This window comes from Pantoea sp. JZ2 (assembly GCF_035191405.1).
In the GTDB taxonomy this organism is placed as follows: Bacteria; Pseudomonadota; Gammaproteobacteria; order Enterobacterales; family Enterobacteriaceae; genus Pantoea; species Pantoea stewartii.
This window is the reverse complement of the sequence record NZ_CP045247.1, coordinates 3,874,730-3,891,945: the sequence shown is the minus strand read 5'-3', so window position 1 is coordinate 3,891,945 and position 17,216 is coordinate 3,874,730. Positions and strand designations below refer to the sequence as shown.

The window sequence follows — 17,216 nt, the reverse complement described above, 5'->3', positions numbered from 1 at the left end:
CCGCACATTCTTCCAAGGCTCTGACCTCTGGATTCGTGTAGGCTTGTCGCGCGCGTGCGTCAGGGGCGGTGAAAATCGCCACTGACTAACAGGTTAGCCATGCCGTGACGATAGCGTTGCTCCAGATTTTCGCGGCTGTTCGCGGTAACATTCAGGTTACGCAGGCAGCCATCCTGAATACCGTAGACCCAGCCATGTAGCGAGACTTTACGTCCACGCTTCCAGGCCGATTGCAAGATGGTGGAATGCCCCAGATTGTAGACCTGCTCAACAACGTTGATTTCGCAGAGTTTATCCAGACGTTTATCGGGCGGCAGTTCACCCAGCAACACGCTATGCTTGTACCAGAGATCGCGAATGTGCAGCAGCCAGTTATCAATGAGCCCTAACTCCGGGTTATCCATGGCAGCCTGCACGCCACCGCAGCCATAGTGGCCGCACACGATGATGTGTTCAACTTCCAGCACTTCAACCGCGTACTGCACCACAGAAAGGCAGTTAAGATCGGTATGGATAACCAGATTGGCAACGTTACGGTGGACAAACAGTTCACCTGGCTCAAGACCGGTCAGACGTTCTGCGGGGACGCGACTGTCTGAACAGCCAATCCAAAGGAAACGTGGTTTTTGCGCCTGAGCCAGTCGCTCAAAAAAACCAGGATCTTCTTTGACCAGTAATCTGGACCACTCGCGGTTATTACTGATCAGGGTATCAATGTCTGTCATGGCGTTAAGCAACCTGTTACTGCGCATTTGCGTGCGCGTACTATAGGCGAAGGCTTCCTAAATTCAAACGGCATTACAATGCCATAAAACAGGGTATGTATTCAGAATGACCTATGCACTGGAACTTTCCCGGCTGACCAAGACCTATCCCGGCGGCGTACAGGCGCTCAAGGGCATCGATCTTAACGTTGAAGCCGGTGATTTTTATGCGCTACTGGGACCCAACGGCGCGGGCAAATCGACCACCATCGGGATTATCAGTTCGCTGGTGAATAAGTCGGAAGGCAGTGTCCGCGTCTTTGGTTACGATCTGGAAAAAGATGTCGTCAATGCCAAACGCCAGCTGGGCCTGGTGCCGCAGGAGTTCAATTTCAACCCGTTCGAGACGGTCATGCAGATCGTGGTGAACCAGGCCGGTTACTATGGTGTCGAGCGCCGTGAGGCCCTTCAGCGGGCCGAAAAGTACCTTAAACAGCTCGACCTGTGGGAGAAACGTCACGAAAGGGCGCGTATGTTGTCTGGCGGGATGAAGCGCCGTCTGATGATCGCCCGTGCTCTGATGCACGCGCCCAAACTGTTGATTCTGGATGAACCTACCGCCGGGGTGGATATTGAACTGCGTCGGTCGATGTGGGTTTTCCTGAAAGATTTGAATGCGCAGGGGACGACCATCATTTTGACGACTCACTATCTTGAAGAAGCGGAAATGCTGTGCCGCAATATCGGCATTATTCAAAATGGTGAACTGGTTGAAAACACCTCAATGAAATCCCTGCTGTCGAAGCTCAAATCCGAAACCTTCATTCTGGATCTGGCCCCGCGCAGCCCGTTACCGTCGCTGGAAGGTTTCCAGTACCGGTTAGTGGATACCTCGACGCTCGAAGTTGAAGTCCTGCGTGAGCAGGGGCTGAACAGCGTGTTTAGCCAGCTCAGCGCACAGGGCGTTCAGGTTCTCAGTATGCGTAATAAAGCGAATCGTCTGGAAGAGCTGTTCGTCGGCCTGACGCAAGGAAAAACAGGAGCAAAAGCATGACACATTTGTACTGGGTGGCGTTAAAAAGCATCTGGGCCAAAGAGGTGAACCGGTTCGCCCGCATCTGGATCCAGACGCTGGTGCCGCCCGTGATCACCATGACGCTGTATTTTATCATCTTCGGTAACCTCATCGGTGCGCGCATCGGCGATATGAACGGCTTCAGCTATATGCAGTTCATTGTGCCAGGGCTCATTATGATGTCGGTGATCACCAATGCGTATGCCAACGTGGCATCGTCGTTCTTTAGCGCCAAGTTTCAGCGCAATATTGAAGAGTTGCTGGTGGCACCGGTACCGACGCACATTATTATCGCTGGCTATGTCGGCGGCGGCGTTGCGCGCGGGATCTGTGTCGGTGTGCTGGTGACCGCCGTTTCGCTGTTCTTTGTGCCGTTTCATGTGCATTCATGGCTGATGGTGGCCATTACGCTGCTGCTAACCGCGGTACTGTTCTCGCTGGCGGGACTGATTAATGCGGTGTTTGCCCGCACGTTTGACGATATCAGCCTGATCCCCACGTTTGTGCTGACGCCGCTAACGTATCTGGGCGGCGTGTTTTATTCGCTGACGCTGTTACCGCCCTTCTGGCAGGCAGTATCAAAACTTAATCCGGTGGTTTATATGATCAGCGGTTTCCGCTTTGGCTTTCTGGGCATTCACGATGTTCCTCTGACCTTGACCATGTCGGTACTGATTGCCTTTATCGTGGTGTTTTATATCGCCGTGTATTTTCTGATTCAGCGGGGCCGCGGATTGCGGACCTGATACCGGCGAAAAAAAAGCAGCGTTAGCGCTGCTTTTTTTTATGCGACCAGACTCAGGCCAGCTGCACCGGCAGCGCTTTCGCCAGACGCTTCATCTGGTTATCACCTTCAAAGTAGGCCACTTTAGGCTGCCACTGGCGCGCTTCTGCATCATCGACCTGGACATACGAGCAGATAATCAGGATGTCGCCTTCACAGGCACAGCGCGCGGCCGCACCGTTGACCGAAATGATTTTCGATCCGCGTTCAGCGGCAATGGCATAAGTAGAGAAACGCTGACCGTTGGTCACGTTATAAATATCGATAGCTTCATATTGCAGGATGCCAGAAGCATCAAGGAAATCCTGATCGATGGCGCAGGAGCCTTCATAGTTGAGGTCCGCCTGCGTGACTTTAACGCGATGCAGTTTGCCTTGTAAAACCGTGCGAATCATAGTCAGAAACCTTGTTATACAGCCAAAAAGAGTGACCCTCAGCCTGCAAGACTACTGCGTGAGGTCTACCTGTTGATTATCGATCAGCCGTGCATTCCCCAGCCAGGCGGCCATTAACACGACGGCTCGCTGACTGTCCACCGTCAGAGGCTGCAGCGTTTCCGCATCACAGATGGCCAGGCCATCCGGACGCAATCCTTTTTCCTGCAGCGACCGCGTTGCGTCTTCAATAATATCGTCAATCTGCCGTTCACCATTAGCCAGTCGGGCGGCCATCGCATTCATCACCTGGCTCAGGCCAGGTGCCAGCTTACGCTCATCTTCAGTGAGGTAGCCGTTACGTGAACTCAGGGCCAGACCGTCCCTGGCTCGCACCGTAGGCACGCCGACAATCTCGATATCGAACCCCATGTCTGCCACCATTTTACGAATGATGGCTAACTGCTGGAAATCTTTCTCGCCGAAGCAGGCGATATCGGGCTGAACCAGATTAAACAACTTGCTGACGATGGTCGCCACGCCGCGAAAATGGCCGGGACGACTGGCGCCTTCCAGTAAAGATGAAAGCACCGGCACTTCGACAAAGGTCTGATTAGCCAGCCCGTGTGGATACACCTCAGCAGGCGAGGGCGCAAAGACGACATCCACCGCATGGCGGTTCAGTTTCTCACAGTCTTCCTGCAGCGTGCGCGGGTAGCGCGCCAGATCGTCAGGCCGATCAAACTGCATCGGGTTAACGAAAACCGACACGATCACAATATCGGCCCGCTCACGCGCTTCATCTACCAGCGTTAAATGCCCTTCGTGCAGATTGCCCATCGTGGGCACTAACGCAATACGTTTACCTTGCTGACGCCAGCGGCGCACTTCACGGCGCAGCATGGGCAGAGTGTCGATGATCAGCACTGCCATTCTCCTGAATTACTGGAAACTGTGTTCCGCTGCGGGGTAGCTTCCTGCTTCAACCTCAGCAATATAGCGGCGAATGGCGGCACGGATGTCGCCTGTCTCCGCCAGGAAATTTTTTGCAAATTTAGGGATATGTCCACCGGTAATGCCAAACGCATCGTGCATCACCAGAATTTGTCCATCGGTCACGTTGCCTGCGCCAATACCAATCACCGGAATCGCCAGTGCCTGCGTTACGCGCTGGGCCAGGGCAACCGGTACGCATTCCAGCACCATCAACTGTGCGCCTGCGGCCTCAAGCGCCAGCGCGTCAGCCATAAGCTGCTCTGCACCGGCTTCATCACGTCCCTGCACTTTATAGCCGCCAAAAATATTTACGGACTGTGGCGTTAAGCCCAGATGACCACACACGGGCACGGCGCGTTCGGTCAGCATGCGCACGCTGTCGGCCAGCCATGCGCCGCCTTCCAGCTTCACCATATTGGCCCCGGCGCGCATGAGCTGCGCCGCGTTATCAAAAGTTTGCTGTGGTGTGGCATAACTCATGAAAGGCAAATCGGCTAACAGGAGCGAGTGAGGCGCACCACGACGGACGGCGGCGGTATGGTAAGCAATATCACTTACCGTGACGGGCAGCGTGGAATCATGACCCTGCACCGTCATGCCAAGCGAGTCACCAACCAGCAGAACCTGAATGCCTTCGTCAGCAAACAGGCGGGCAAAACTAAAATCGTAAGCGGTCAGCGTCGCGAATTTTTTACCGCTCGCTTTGCACTGACGCAGATGAGAAAGGGTGGTGGGTTTCATGACGATCTCAGCTCAGAAATTCAGATGAACGCATTTTACTGTATCGCGTTGCTGAGCGGAATCTGTGACGCGCGAATAGATGGTCAGCTGTGCCAGGGACGGATGCTGGCGCAGTCAAGCGTTGCCATAATCGGCTGGAGCGGACGGCCATCAGGCAGGCGCAGATCGGGCGCAATTTCCAGCAGCGGCACCAGCATAAACGCACGGTTCAGCATATCGTAATGGGGGACGATCAGGCGTTCGCTGTGAATCTGCTCTGAACCAAACAGCATAATATCAATATCCAGCGTGCGTGGCCCCCAGCGCTCGGCTTTGCGCACCCGGCCATGTTCCCGCTCGATGCGCTGCGTCTCATCCAGTAAGGCCTCAGCCGACAAGGTGGTCTCGAGGGCCACCGCCGCATTGAGATAGTCGGGTTGATCGGGTGGGCCATAAGGTGGCGTGCGGTAAAAGGACGAGGTGGCGATGCGCTGAACACCGGTGAGCGCATCCAGCGCTGACAACGCTGCATCAATCTGATGCAGCGGATCGGCAAGGTTACTGCCTAATGCCAGATAAACGCGCGTCATGACGCGTTAGAGTTATCACGACGGGGCGCGGAAGAACGACGACGCGGGCGGCGCGTACGGCTGCGCGGTGCCGGATCGTCTCCCAGCGTGTTGAGCATGGTTTTCTGCTGCGGCGGCGCAGCGACCTGGAACTCTCCCCACCACTTACTCAGGCGCAGCAGCTCCGGGTTATTTTCCACTTCAGCCCGCAGGGCCAGCAGATCATAAGCCGCACGGAACTTCGGATGCTCCATCAGCTTCCAGGCGCGTTTACCGTGACGACGGGACATGCGTAACTGCAACTGCCAGATATCACGAATCAGCGACGTAATGCGCTTAGGAATGGCCAGCGCGCGGCAGGCTTCATCCAGCGTATCATTCATCGCCAGGGCAAACGCATCGTAATAAGTCAGGCCGCTTTCCTGCGCAATGCGCTCGGCGGCTTCAAGCTGCGGATACCAGAACATGGCCGCGAACAGAAACGCCGGATTGACGCGCATATCATTTTGAATGCGGTTGTCCGTATTCTTCAGCACCTGGGCGAGCATGCGCTCCATATGGCTGTCGCCCTGTTCGGTAAAGTTGCGTGCCAGCGTAGGGAACAGCGGCTGGAATAACTGATATTCACACAGTTTTAGCCAGGTGCTGTAGCCATAACCGGCCTGAAGCAGCTTTAGCGACTCTTCAAACAGGCGCGCAGCAGGTACATCGCGTAACAGCGATGCCAGGCGGGGAATGGGCTCTGCCGTTTCAGGAGCAATGCGCATATTCAGTTTGGCCGCGAAGCGCGCGACGCGCAGCATGCGCACCGGATCTTCGCGATAGCGTGTTTCCGGATCGCCGATCAACCGAATGATGCCTTGTTGCAGATCGTTCAGGCCGCCAACATAATCCCGCACCGAAAAATCGGCCACGCTGTAATACAGGCTGTTAATGGTTAAATCACGCCGTTGGGCATCATCTTCAATACTGCCGAAAATATTGTCCCGTAGCAGCATACCGCTCTGGGCACGCTGGGAATTGTTGTGATCTTCGCTGTTCTCTTCAATCTGATGATGACCGCGGAACGTAGCCACTTCGATCACTTCCGGACCAAACATCACATGTGCCAGACGAAAACGGCGGCCAACCAGACGGCAGTTGCGGAACAGTTTACGCATCTGCTCCGGCGTGGCGTTTGTGGTCACGTCGAAGTCTTTAGGCTTCTGCCCCAGCAGTAAATCGCGAACGCCACCGCCCACCAGGTAGGCCTCATAACCGGCTTTATTCAGACGATACAGCACCTTGAGGGCATTTTCGCTGATGTCTTTACGTGAGATGGTGTGGCTTTCACGAGGAATGATGGTCATATGACTCTCAGGTTCAACCTCTGCTGGTGCTTCCTCGTCATCACGCTTCAGGACTTTCCGGCAAAAATTAGCGACTCGGGTAAAAATGGGACACCTCGACAGTGACAATTAGGGTGTAGGTAAAATCAGCGGCTAATCATAGCCTGTTGTGAATCATTTGAGAATGCTGTTGTCTATGCATCCGCTCTCAGGGCGTTATCATGCGGTATCAAAGCGATATTCCACTGCTTCACAGCATCAGACAGCAGTTTCTCCTGAGAATCGTCCTGCCAGCCTTCGCTGACCGGCTGTCCCAGAAACCGTAAGGCCTGCACCAGGCACGGGCGCGGATCGCCATCCGGCAGCGCGGGCGCATGATTTTGCTTAGAAAGTTTGTGTCCGTCAGCAGTGATGGCCAACGGCAAATGCAGATAATCCGGAACGGCCCAGCCAAACTGTCGATAAAGGGCAATCTGCCGCACCGTCGGCTCGATTAAGTCTGCGCCACGCACGATCTCGGTGACGCCCTGATGATGGTCATCAACCACCACGGCCAGATTGTAGGCAAACAGGCCGTCGCGACGATGAATAATAAAATCCTCTTCAGCCAGCCGCCGATCGGCCACAAGCGTGCCCCGTAACCGGTCTTCAAACTGGAAAACTGGCGCATGCTGACGCAACCGCAGTGCCGCATTCTCCGGACCTGAACCTGCATCCCGACAGTGCCCGTCGTAAAAACCACCCAGCTGCTGAATGCGGCTTCGGCTGCAGGTGCAGTAATAACTCTGCCGGTGCGCTCTTAACCACTGCAGGGCGTCCCGATAAGCGTCATGGCGCTGTGACTGCCACATGACTTCACCGTCCCAGTGCAAACCGTACTGTTCTAACTGGTGCAGAATACGCGTGGCGGCCCCTGCGACTTCACGGGGAGGATCAATATCCTCAATGCGCACCAGCCAGCGGCCATGCTGCGCGCGTGCGCTAAGGTAACTGCCTAAGGCAGCGATCAGCGATCCAAAGTGGAGTTCACCAGAGGGAGACGGCGCAAAGCGCCCGATACAGGATGAGAATGCCATAGGTTTCATGAACCAGACGGCGGAAAAAGAGGGCCTTTTCCCGCCGCATGGCTGCAGTCAGACGGCAACATTAGCCCGCCATTTGCTTCTCACGAATTTCTGCCAGTGTCTTACAGTCGATGCACAGATCGGCCGTCGGACGCGCTTCAAGACGGCGGATACCGATCTCAACGCCACAGGAATCGCAATAGCCAAAGTCGTCATCTTCAACTTTCTTCAGCGTTTTTTCGATCTTTTTAATGAGCTTGCGCTCGCGATCGCGGTTACGCAGTTCCAGGCTGAATTCCTCTTCCTGAGCGGCACGGTCAACCGGGTCCGGAAAGTTAGCGGCTTCATCCTGCATGTGTGTAACGGTGCGATCAACTTCGTCCCGCAATTGATTACGCCAGGCTTCCAGAATCTTGCGAAAATGGTCCAGTTGCGCGTCATTCATATACTCTTCGCCCGGCTTCTCCTGATAAGGCTCCACCCCAGCGATGGCGAGAATACTCAGGGACGATGTTTTACGGTTTTGCCCTTCTTGCATGTTGTTTCTCCTGGATAACACGCACTATACCCTTCGATTGCCATCGGCCAGTATATTCACACTAACCTTCATTGATGACGCACTCTTGGGTACATCGATCCCCCAACGGGGAAAAACAGGCCGCTATAAATAACAGAAGCTGTCAAGGTTGGCAATTATTCCTGCGCCCATCTTGACAAGCCTGTGAGGAACAGCGTAGTTGGCCCCTGACAGAAGATAGTCCTATCACAGAAGGATGCCACTGATATTACAACGTTACGTCAACAGCCGTTGTAATAAACATGCCTTCTGATGACAGTTCTGCCCGGTACGCCAAAATTTCCACGCCACTCAGCCGCGCCTGTACCAGTTGTTCTGCGTAAGCCGCATCGATGTGACGCGCCGGGGAAACGTCCTCAATCCCCGAGTGCAGAACGGCAAACAACAAAACGGCCCGATGACCTTCTGCCGCAGCCTGACTCAGCTCGCGCAGGTGTTTTTGTCCTCGAATCGTCACCGCATCCGGAAAATAGCCTTTACCTTCCTGTAAAAGCGTTACGGATTTCACCTCAATATAGCACTCAGGTCGGTCCTGTGCTGTAAGCAGGAAATCAATTCGACTTTTTTCGCTGCCGTATTTTACTTCAGCCCGACACGCTTCGTAGCCCGACAGCGGCAGAATTCGGTTTTCGCTTAACGCCTCCTTTACCAGTTGATTCGCGCGCAACGTATTCACGCAAATCCAGTGGCCTTGCTGCGTCTCGGTCATCTCCCAACTGTGCGGGTACTTGCGTGTCAGGCTGTCGGACGTGGAGTACCACACGGTATCACCCGGCGTAGCACAACCGGTCATGGCGCCGGTGTTGGCACAATGGATGGTGAGCGTCTCGCCTTCCGGCGTAATGACATCCGCCAGAAAGCGTTTGTAACGGGTAATCAGACGTGCCGGTTTGAGGGCGGGAGAAAAAAGCATAGGGCTCCTGATTATGACTGTAACGGCCAGGTGGCCAGTGTCCGGTAGCGCGTCCGCCCTTTTACGTACTCTGAGGCAAAAAGCGAAAACTGACTGGCCGTAAAGCGCCAGAGAAAGCCGCGAGGGGGCAGGGCAACGGGTTGCGTCGCCGAGCGCAGCAGGGTGATGTGTGGATGAAAAGGCTGAGCGGGCTGCTCACAGCCGTGCCGGGCGGCCTGGGCACGCAGCAGACTTGCCAGCTGCAGCAATCCCCGGGGTGGGCGCTGACAGCCCAGCCAGACCACGCCGGGGCGCGGCCAGTGCCCCGCATCATCTAACGTCACATCAAAAGCAGGCTGATGGATGCGCGAGGCCAGGGTTTGCAGCTGTTTTGAGGTCTCCGCTGAGACCTCGCCCAAAAAAGCCAGCGTCAGATGAAGGTTCGCGGCCGCAATCGGGCGACCTGCCTCCTCACTGAAGGTATCAGCTCGCCACTGCACCAGTTGCTGTTGCAGGTCTTCGGGTGGGGCAATAGCAAAAAATAAGCGCTGTAACGCCATGGCGGTCTCCGGTAATCCTCACGGATGAGTGCTACAATGCGCGCCATCTTAACACAGCCATTAGCGGAGTTTTTGGTGAGTGATCTCCCCATCAGCGCGGTGTTGCCTGACCTACTGAGCGCCCTTGATCAGGCCTCGAACGTCCTGCTGGCTGCGCCTACCGGCGCAGGTAAATCCACCTGGTTACCCCTTCAGCTGTTACAGCACAAGGCGCTGTCAGGGCGCATTATCATGCTGGAGCCACGCCGACTGGCCGCACGCAACGTGGCGCAACGGCTGGCTGAGCTACTGGGCGAACAGCCCGGCGCCACGGTGGGTTACCGCATGCGCGGCGAAAACTGCAGCGGACCCATGACCCGGCTTGAGGTAGTGACCGAAGGTATTCTGACGCGCATGTTGCAGCAGGATCCGATGCTGGATGGCGTGTCGCTGGTGATTCTGGATGAATTTCATGAGCGCAGCCTGCAGGCGGATCTGGCGCTGGCGCTGTTACTGGATGTTCAGCAGGGATTGCGTGACGATCTGAAAATTTTGCTGATGTCAGCCACGCTCGATAATACTCGCCTGGCGACGCTGCTACCGGACGCGCCGCTGATTGCCTCAGAAGGGCGTAGCTATCCGGTCGAACGGCGTTATGCTCCGTTGAGTCCGAGCCTGCGTTTTGACGAGGCGGTAGCGCGTGAAGTCGCGCAGTTGCTTCGACAGGAAAGCGGCTCGCTGCTGCTTTTTCTGCCCGGCGTGGCAGAGATAGCGCGCGTAAAACGCGAGCTGGAAACCCGTGTCGATGAGGATGTCGATTTAACGCCGCTTTATGGCGCGCTTCCGCTGGCCGCTCAGCAGCAGGCTATTTTGCCTGCCGCCCCCGGACGCCGCAAAGTGGTGCTGGCGACCAATATTGCCGAAACCAGCTTAACGATCGAAGGTATTCGTCTGGTCGTGGACAGTGCCCAGGAGCGGCGCGCGCTGTTTGATGCACGCAGCGGCGTGACGCGGTTGCAGACTCAGCGCATCAGCCAGGCGTCGATGACGCAGCGCGCCGGACGTGCCGGACGACTGATGCCGGGCATCTGCCTGCACCTGACTTCACAGGAGCAGGCGGAACGGGCGCCTGCACAGGGCGAAGCCGAAATCCTGCACAGCGATCTCGCGTCATTGTGGCTGGAACTGCTGCAGTGGGGCTGTACAGACATCGACCAGCTACAGTGGATCGATCGCCCTCCCGAAAAGCACTTACGGGCAGCGCAGCAGCAGCTGATGCGCCTTGGAGCGCTGGATGAATCAGGACGACTGAACACACAGGGCAGACGCATGGCGCAGCTCGGCAGTGATGCCAGGCTGAGCGCTATGTTATGTGCCGCAGGGCGTGATGCCGATGCGGTGGCCAGCGCGGCACTACTCGTCGCCGTGCTGGAGGATCCGCCCCGCGCGGGCAGTGTTGATCTACGTGATGTTCTCTGTCGGCCTTTACCGCACTGGTTGCGGCGCGCGCAGCACTGGCAAAAACGCCTTGGCCTCACAGGCGGACGGGTCGATGACGCGCATTTTCCCGCGTTGTTAACGGCGGGATTTCGCGATCGTCTGGCGCGCCGACGCGATAACAGCGGACGCTATCAGTTAGCCAACGGACTGGGGGCAGTGCTGGACGAACAGCAGGCGCTCACGCGTTACGAATGGCTCATTGCGCCTGTCTTATTACAGGGCAGCAGCGCCCCCGATGCACGTATCCTGCTGGCCCTTCCCGTCGAGCTTGCGGCATTGACGCAGGCCTGTCCACAGCTTGTCGAACAGCGTACCGACGTGGAATGGGATGACGAGAAGGGCACGTTGCGCACCTTACGCCGTGAGCAGATCGGCGAACTGATACTGAAGACTCAGCCGCTTGCCCGACCGGATGCCGAGGCGTTACAGGCCGCGCTGCTACGCTGGGTCGCTAAAAAGGGGTTATCGGTACTGGGATGGACGCCGGAGGCTGAGCAACTGCGGTTACGTATCCAGTGTGCTGCCCAGTGGCTGCCCGAAGAGAACTGGCCCGCCGTCGATGAGGCCAGCCTGCTTGACTCGCTGGATCGCTGGCTGCAACCGCAGATGAGCGCCGTGCGGGATCTGAAGAGTCTGCAGTCGGTCAATCTGGTCACTGCGCTCTTACATTTGCTCACATGGTCACAACGTCAGCGGCTGGATACTGTGCTGCCAACTCATTACACTGTGCCCACCGGAAGTCGGCTGCCGATTCGCTATGATGCAGATAAACCGCCTGCGCTGGCGGTGCGTATTCAGGAAATGTTTGGCGAAGCCAGTAATCCTGCCGTCGCAGAAGGTCGCGTGCCGCTGGTGCTGGAACTGTTATCGCCCGCCCAGCGTCCCTTACAGATCACCCGCGATCTGGCGGCGTTCTGGCGCGGTGCCTATAAAGATGTGCAAAAAGAAATGAAAGGGCGTTATCCCAAACATCCCTGGCCCGACGATCCGGCCTCCGCAATACCGACCCGGCGGACGAAAAAGAATACGTCACAGGGCGGGCCCGCTGTTTAATTCAGAGGGTTCTGCCATGCGACAGTGAAGAAAGCAGTTAGAGTAGCGGCGCAGCCGTAAGCTATGCCTGGAGAATGAAACCAATGTCTGGGAACGATCGCGAACCTATTGGGCGCAAAGGAAAACCGTTGCCACCGCGCAACAGCGCCCGCCGTGGGCGGCGCAGAGACATCGATAGTGATGTCTCTCAGGACGATTTTGATGATGATTACGAGGAGGAAGCGCCGGTGCCACGTAAAGGTAAAGGTGGAAAACCGCCGCGCGGCAAACGCCGTTGGCTGGGATGGTTTATTAAGCTGTTCCTGGTATTTGTAGTGGTCATGGCCGCGTGGGGCGTATACCTCGATTCGGAAATTCGCAGCCGCATTGACGGTAAAGTGTGGCAACTGCCCGCTGCTGTCTACGGTCGTATGGTCAGCCTCGAACCTGGCATGGCCTACAATAAAAGCGAAATGATTGCCCTGCTGGAAGGCACGCAGTACCGCGAAGTCTCGCGCATTACGCGTCCGGGAGAATTCTCGGTCAAAGGCAACACCATTGAACTGCTGCGTCGCCCGTTTGATTTCCCGGACAGCAAAGAAGGGCAGATTCATGCCCGAATGACATTCAGCAAAGATGAGCTGAGTGAGATTAAGAACGTCGAAACCGGGCGTGATTTTGGTTTCTTCCGGCTTGATCCTCGTCTGATTACGATGCTGCAGTCACCTAATGGTGAACAGCGCTTGTTCGTTCCCCGTGCCGGTTTCCCTGATCTGTTGGTGGATACCTTAATCGCAACGGAAGATCGCCACTTTTATGAGCACGACGGCATCAGCCCGTACTCCATTGGCCGTGCCTTCCTGGCGAACATCACCGCCGGAAAAGCGGTGCAGGGCGGCAGTACGCTTACCCAGCAACTGGTCAAAAACCTGTTCCTGACTAATGAGCGTTCGCTGTGGCGTAAAGCCCGTGAAGCCTATATGGCCGTGATCATGGATGCCCGTTACAGCAAAGATCGTATTCTGGAGCTTTACCTGAACGAGGTGTATCTCGGTCAGGCAGGTAACGATCAGATCCGCGGTTTCCCTCTGGCCAGCCTCTACTATTTTGGCCGCCCGGTTGACGAGCTGAGTCTCGATCAGCAGGCGATGCTGGTGGGCATGGTGAAAGGGGCGTCGCTCTATAACCCATGGCGTAACCCGAAACTGGCCCTGGAACGACGTAATCTGGTGCTGCGCCTGCTGCAGCAGCAGAAAGTGATCGATCAGGAACTGTACGACATGCTGTCGGCCCGTCCGTTGGGCGTGCAGCCGAAAGGCGGTGTGATTACGCCACAGCCTGCCTTTATGCAGATGGTGCGTAATGAGCTTCAGGCAAAACTGGGCGACAAAGTCAAAGATCTGTCGGGCGTGAAAATTTTCACCACCCTGGATCCGGTTTCTCAGGATGCGGCCGAAAAAGCCGTTGTAGACGGTATTCCCACCCTGAAAAAACAGCGCGGTCTGAAAGATCTGGAAACCGCAATGGTGGTCGTTGACCGCTTTACGGGTGAAGTTCGCGCGATGGTCGGTGGGGCCGATCCGCAGTTTGCCGGGTATAACCGCGCGTTGCAGGCGCGCCGATCCATCGGCTCGCTGGCGAAACCGGCCACCTATCTGACCGCGCTGAGCCAACCCAACACTTACCGCCTGAACAGCTGGATTGCGGATGAGCCTATTGCGCTGAAACAGCCGAATGGCAGCATCTGGAAACCCATGAACGACGACCGGCGCTTTAGTGGCAAAGTGATGCTGGTCGATGCGCTGACGAACTCCATGAACGTGCCAACGGTTAACCTGGGCATGACGCTGGGACTGAATGCGGTGGTGGACACCTGGACGAAGCTGGGTGTGCCTAAAGATCAGCTGAATCCGGTTCCGGCGATGTTACTGGGCGCACTCAACCTGACGCCTGTGGAAGTGGCTCAGGCCTTCCAGTCCATTTCCAGCGGCGGGAATCATGCAGAGCTGTCAGCCGTGCGTTCGGTCATCGCGGAAGACGGTACCGTGCTGTACCAGAGCTTCCCGCAGGCTCAGCGCGTTGAACCGGCACAGGCGGCTTATTTAACGCTGTATACCATGCAACAGGTCGTCGATCGCGGTACCGCCCGGGCGCTGGGGGCACGTTTCCCGAATGCGCACCTGGCAGGGAAAACCGGCACCACGAACGATCTGGTCGACAGCTGGTTTGCCGGGATTGATGGTAAAGAAGTGGCGATCACCTGGGTTGGCCGTGATAACAACCAGCCGACCAAACTCTACGGTGCCAGCGGGGCGATGCAGATTTACCGCCGCTACCTGGACAATCAGGCTCCGATGCCGCTGCAGCTTACGCCGCCGGAAGATGTGACGATGATGAACATTGATACTGCGGGTAACTTTGTTTGCGGTTCAGGAAGCAGCACATGGCGCACGCTGCCTGTCTGGACGCTGGATCCGAATGCGCTCTGCCAGCAACAGCAACAGCAGGTTCAGCAAATGCAGCAACAGCAGCAGATGCAGGACCAGCAACAACAGCAGTTACAGCAGCAGCAACAGCAGGAACAAAAAGACAGCAACGGCGTTGCCGGCTGGATAAAAGATATGTTCGGCAAATAACCCGTCAAACGCGGATGAAAAAGGCACTTCGGTGCCTTTTTTTATTCCACATCAAAACCCCTTGCCATCGTCCGTGACACGACGCCACGCCGGGGAATTCTGCTTGCAGAAATTGCGAGACTTCGCATATTATCCAATCGTTATAATAATCATTATCGTTTCGATTCGCTTAATCATCCCCATTTGAGAGACACCTTCATGACAGCGCGTTCTATCCCTTTTGCTTCTCCATCCGGCGTATTTACGCGTCGGCCTCTGGCTTTGATCATTGCCCTGGTGACCAGCGGCGCAAGCGTAATGGCTTACGCTGAACAAACGGTGGTGGTATCTGCAAATGGCGGTGGTGCGGTGGCGCAGGAAAACGCGTGGGGCCCGGCGCCCACCATCGCCGCAAAACACAGCGCCACCGGCACCAAAACGGACACGCCGATTGAAAAGAATCCGCAGTCGGTTTCTGTGGTGACGCGAGAAGAGATGGAGATGCGCAGCGTCACCAGCGTGAAGCAGGCCTTTAATTACACGCCGGGTGTGCTTACCGGTAACCGCGGCAGTTCAGGCGTCTATGATGCGTTGTCAATTCGCGGTTTTAGCGAAACCAACACCAACCAGTATCTCGATGGGTTGAAGCTGCAGGGCGACAACTACTCGGAATTCGCTATTGATCCCTATTTCCTGGAGCGGGCTGAGCTGCTGCGCGGGCCGGTGTCGGTGCTGTACGGTAAGAGCAACCCGGGCGGTGTGGTCGCGCTGGTCAGTAAACGTCCCACCCAGGAAACGCTGCGTGAAGTGCAGTTTCAGATGGGCAATCACAATCTTTACTCCACCGGCTTTGATTTTGGCGGTGCGATCGATGACGCAGGCGTTTACAGCTACCGTCTGACAGGCCTGGCGAGCAGCCAGGATGCCCAGCAGGCGAACAACAAGCAAAAGCGCTACACCATCGCGCCGTCCTTCAGCTGGCGACCAGACGAAAACACCCGTCTGGATCTGCTGACCTACTTCCAGAATGAACCGGACACGGGTTATTACGGCTGGTTACCGCGTGAAGGCACTGTCGTGCCCATTACGCGTCCTGATGGCAGTCAGTACAAACTGCCCACCAACTTTGATGAAGGGGAGAAGAGCAATCGCATCTCCCGTAACACCAAAATGGTCGGCTACAGCTTTGAACACCGTTTTGATGAGACCTGGACGGTACGCCAGAACCTGCGTTATGCCGAGTTAACGACGGATTACCGCAGCATTTATGGCAATGGATTTAACGCCGCCACCCAGGAAATCACGCGAGGTTATGCCACTTCAGACGAAAAACTGAATGAGTTCGCCGTCGATAACCAGGCACAGGCAAAATTTGCAACCGGTCAACTCGACCATACGCTTTTGCTTGGTGTGGATTATCAACGCATGCGTAATGATATCAACGCAGCGTTTGGTTCAGCATTTCCTTTGAATGCGGTTGCTCCTCAGTACGGTAATGATTCGCTTAACGGCACGCCTTTCCCCTATCGTTATCTGAACAAACAGGAACAAACCGGCCTTTACGCGCAGGATCAAATGGCGTGGGATCGTTGGGTGCTGACGTTAGGCAGCCGTTATGATTACGCGATGACATCTGCGTTAAATCGCGACACCAATACCGAAGTCAAAAATCATGATCAGGCCTTCACCTGGCGTGGCGGCGTAAACTACGTTTTCGATAACGGTATCGCGCCTTATTTCAGTTATAGCGAATCCTTTATCCCAACGGCCGGGACGACAGTGAGCGGGCAACCTTTCGACCCATCGCGCGCTAAGCAGTACGAAACGGGGGTGAAATATGTGCCGAAAGATCGTCCTGTCGTGGTTACGGCTGCGATGTATGAACTGACTAAGTCCAAAAATTTAACAGCCGATCCTGACCATACCCTTTTCCGCATCCAGAGCGGCGAAATCCGTTCTCGCGGTGTCGAACTGGAAGCCAAGGCGGCCCTCAATGCCAACGTCAACCTGACCGCGTCTTATACCTACACCGATGCTGAATATACGGAAGATACACAGCTCAAAGGCAAAACCCCGGTGCAGGTGCCTAAGCACATGGCCTCGCTGTGGAGCGACTATACCTTCCATGAAACGGCGCTGTCCGGCGTAACGTTGGGCGCGGGCATCCGTTATGTGGGCGAAACACAGGGATTATACAGTGCGGGTCCCGACGTGAACCAAAACTTCACCGTCGCGGGTTACACTACCGTCGATGCCGCGTTGAAATATGATTTAGGCCGTTTTGGTTTGCCTGGCTCAACGGTTGGCGTTAACGTTAACAACCTGTTTAACCGTGACTACGTTGCCAGTTGCTACCGTGAATACGCGTGCTACTGGGGCGCAGAGCGACAAATTGTCGGCACCGCCACGTTCCGGTTCTGATCGATGAGGGCGCTTCGGCGCCCGTT

Annotated in this window: 15 protein-coding genes; 5 read left to right on the top strand and 10 right to left on the bottom strand. The window is 56.0% G+C overall.

Annotated elements, in window-relative coordinates; all coding sequences use genetic code 11:
* Positions 1-59: 59 nt before the first annotated feature.
* On the bottom strand, positions 60-725 hold the full coding sequence (gene can / locus GC087_RS18940; protein ID WP_033740288.1) for a carbonate dehydratase: 666 nt from the start codon (positions 723-725) through the stop codon (positions 60-62).
* A gap of 106 nt (positions 726-831) precedes the next feature.
* Here can and GC087_RS18935 point away from each other — a divergent pair, with 106 nt between their 5' ends.
* Complete coding sequence (locus tag GC087_RS18935) at positions 832-1,758, top strand: ABC transporter ATP-binding protein (RefSeq protein WP_006117721.1); 927 nt, start codon at positions 832-834, stop codon at positions 1,756-1,758.
* A complete protein-coding gene (locus tag GC087_RS18930) occupies positions 1,755-2,525 on the top strand; it encodes an ABC transporter permease (protein WP_006117722.1) in 771 nt (256 codons plus the stop codon). Before GC087_RS18935 ends, GC087_RS18930 begins: the two co-directional genes overlap by 4 nt.
* A 52-nt stretch (positions 2,526-2,577) precedes the next feature.
* Here the strand turns inward: GC087_RS18930 and panD are convergent, their stop codons facing one another.
* From panD to thpR, 9 genes are all read right to left on the bottom strand, one after another.
* A complete protein-coding gene (gene panD, locus GC087_RS18925) occupies positions 2,578-2,958 on the bottom strand; it encodes an aspartate 1-decarboxylase (RefSeq protein WP_033740289.1) in 381 nt (126 codons plus the stop codon).
* Between the two features lie 51 nt (positions 2,959-3,009).
* Positions 3,010-3,864, bottom strand: a complete 855-nt coding sequence (gene panC / locus GC087_RS18920) for a pantoate--beta-alanine ligase (RefSeq protein ID WP_006117725.1) — start codon at positions 3,862-3,864, stop codon at positions 3,010-3,012.
* Between the two features lie 15 nt (positions 3,865-3,879).
* Positions 3,880-4,674 carry a 3-methyl-2-oxobutanoate hydroxymethyltransferase gene (gene panB, locus GC087_RS18915; RefSeq protein WP_324029029.1) on the bottom strand — a complete coding sequence of 265 codons (795 nt, stop codon included), beginning with the start codon at positions 4,672-4,674 and terminating at the stop codon, positions 3,880-3,882.
* A gap of 83 nt (positions 4,675-4,757) precedes the next feature.
* Positions 4,758-5,243 carry a 2-amino-4-hydroxy-6-hydroxymethyldihydropteridine diphosphokinase gene (gene folK, locus GC087_RS18910; RefSeq protein WP_185199901.1) on the bottom strand — a complete coding sequence of 162 codons (486 nt, stop codon included), beginning with the start codon at positions 5,241-5,243 and terminating at the stop codon, positions 4,758-4,760.
* Positions 5,240-6,658, bottom strand: coding sequence for a polynucleotide adenylyltransferase PcnB (pcnB, locus tag GC087_RS18905; protein WP_203232196.1), 1,419 nt, complete (start codon positions 6,656-6,658; stop codon positions 5,240-5,242). The genes folK and pcnB overlap by 4 nt, the downstream gene beginning before the upstream one ends.
* An 86-nt stretch (positions 6,659-6,744) precedes the next feature.
* Positions 6,745-7,626, bottom strand: a complete 882-nt coding sequence (gene gluQRS, locus GC087_RS18900) for a tRNA glutamyl-Q(34) synthetase GluQRS (protein WP_058708999.1) — start codon at positions 7,624-7,626, stop codon at positions 6,745-6,747.
* Between the two features lie 70 nt (positions 7,627-7,696).
* On the bottom strand, positions 7,697-8,152 hold the full coding sequence (dksA, locus tag GC087_RS18895) for an RNA polymerase-binding protein DksA (protein WP_006117731.1): 456 nt from the start codon (positions 8,150-8,152) through the stop codon (positions 7,697-7,699).
* A 247-nt stretch (positions 8,153-8,399) separates the two neighbouring features.
* Complete coding sequence (gene sfsA / locus GC087_RS18890) at positions 8,400-9,104, bottom strand: DNA/RNA nuclease SfsA (protein WP_033740294.1); 705 nt, start codon at positions 9,102-9,104, stop codon at positions 8,400-8,402.
* A gap of 11 nt (positions 9,105-9,115) precedes the next feature.
* Positions 9,116-9,643: an RNA 2',3'-cyclic phosphodiesterase gene (gene thpR / locus GC087_RS18885; RefSeq protein ID WP_033740295.1), complete on the bottom strand. Its 528-nt coding sequence runs from the start codon at positions 9,641-9,643 to the stop codon at positions 9,116-9,118.
* Positions 9,644-9,679: 36 nt separating this feature from the next.
* On the opposite strand from thpR, the gene hrpB reads away from it, so the two are divergent.
* From hrpB to fhuA, 3 genes are all read left to right on the top strand, one after another.
* The gene (hrpB, locus tag GC087_RS18880) at positions 9,680-12,175 is read left to right on the top strand and encodes an ATP-dependent helicase HrpB (protein WP_324029027.1); all 2,496 of its coding nucleotides are present in this window, start codon (positions 9,680-9,682) and stop codon (positions 12,173-12,175) included.
* Positions 12,176-12,258: 83 nt separating this feature from the next.
* Positions 12,259-14,790, top strand: a complete 2,532-nt coding sequence (gene mrcB, locus GC087_RS18875) for a bifunctional glycosyl transferase/transpeptidase (RefSeq protein ID WP_324029025.1) — start codon at positions 12,259-12,261, stop codon at positions 14,788-14,790.
* 198 nt (positions 14,791-14,988) lie between these two features.
* On the top strand, positions 14,989-17,190 hold the full coding sequence (gene fhuA / locus GC087_RS18870; RefSeq protein ID WP_324029024.1) for a ferrichrome porin FhuA: 2,202 nt from the start codon (positions 14,989-14,991) through the stop codon (positions 17,188-17,190).
* Positions 17,191-17,216 lie beyond the last annotated feature (26 nt).

Bases quoted from the DNA above. Each gene is read 5' to 3' on its own strand.
- can (WP_033740288.1), bottom strand. From the start codon at position 725: ATGACAGACATTGATACCCTGATCAGTAATAACCGCGAGTGGTCCAGA.
- GC087_RS18935 (WP_006117721.1), top strand. From the start codon at position 832: ATGACCTATGCACTGGAACTTTCCCGGCTGACCAAGACCTATCCCGGC.
- GC087_RS18930 (WP_006117722.1), top strand. From the start codon at position 1,755: ATGACACATTTGTACTGGGTGGCGTTAAAAAGCATCTGGGCCAAAGAG.
- panD (WP_033740289.1), bottom strand. From the start codon at position 2,958: ATGATTCGCACGGTTTTACAAGGCAAACTGCATCGCGTTAAAGTCACG.
- panB (WP_324029029.1), bottom strand. From the start codon at position 4,674: ATGAAACCCACCACCCTTTCTCATCTGCGTCAGTGCAAAGCGAGCGGT.
- folK (WP_185199901.1), bottom strand. From the start codon at position 5,243: ATGACGCGCGTTTATCTGGCATTAGGCAGTAACCTTGCCGATCCGCTG.
- gluQRS (WP_058708999.1), bottom strand. From the start codon at position 7,626: ATGGCATTCTCATCCTGTATCGGGCGCTTTGCGCCGTCTCCCTCTGGT.
- dksA (WP_006117731.1), bottom strand. From the start codon at position 8,152: ATGCAAGAAGGGCAAAACCGTAAAACATCGTCCCTGAGTATTCTCGCC.
- sfsA (WP_033740294.1), bottom strand. From the start codon at position 9,104: ATGCTTTTTTCTCCCGCCCTCAAACCGGCACGTCTGATTACCCGTTAC.
- thpR (WP_033740295.1), bottom strand. From the start codon at position 9,643: ATGGCGTTACAGCGCTTATTTTTTGCTATTGCCCCACCCGAAGACCTG.
- hrpB (WP_324029027.1), top strand. From the start codon at position 9,680: ATGCGCGCCATCTTAACACAGCCATTAGCGGAGTTTTTGGTGAGTGAT.
- mrcB (WP_324029025.1), top strand. From the start codon at position 12,259: ATGTCTGGGAACGATCGCGAACCTATTGGGCGCAAAGGAAAACCGTTG.
- fhuA (WP_324029024.1), top strand. From the start codon at position 14,989: ATGACAGCGCGTTCTATCCCTTTTGCTTCTCCATCCGGCGTATTTACG.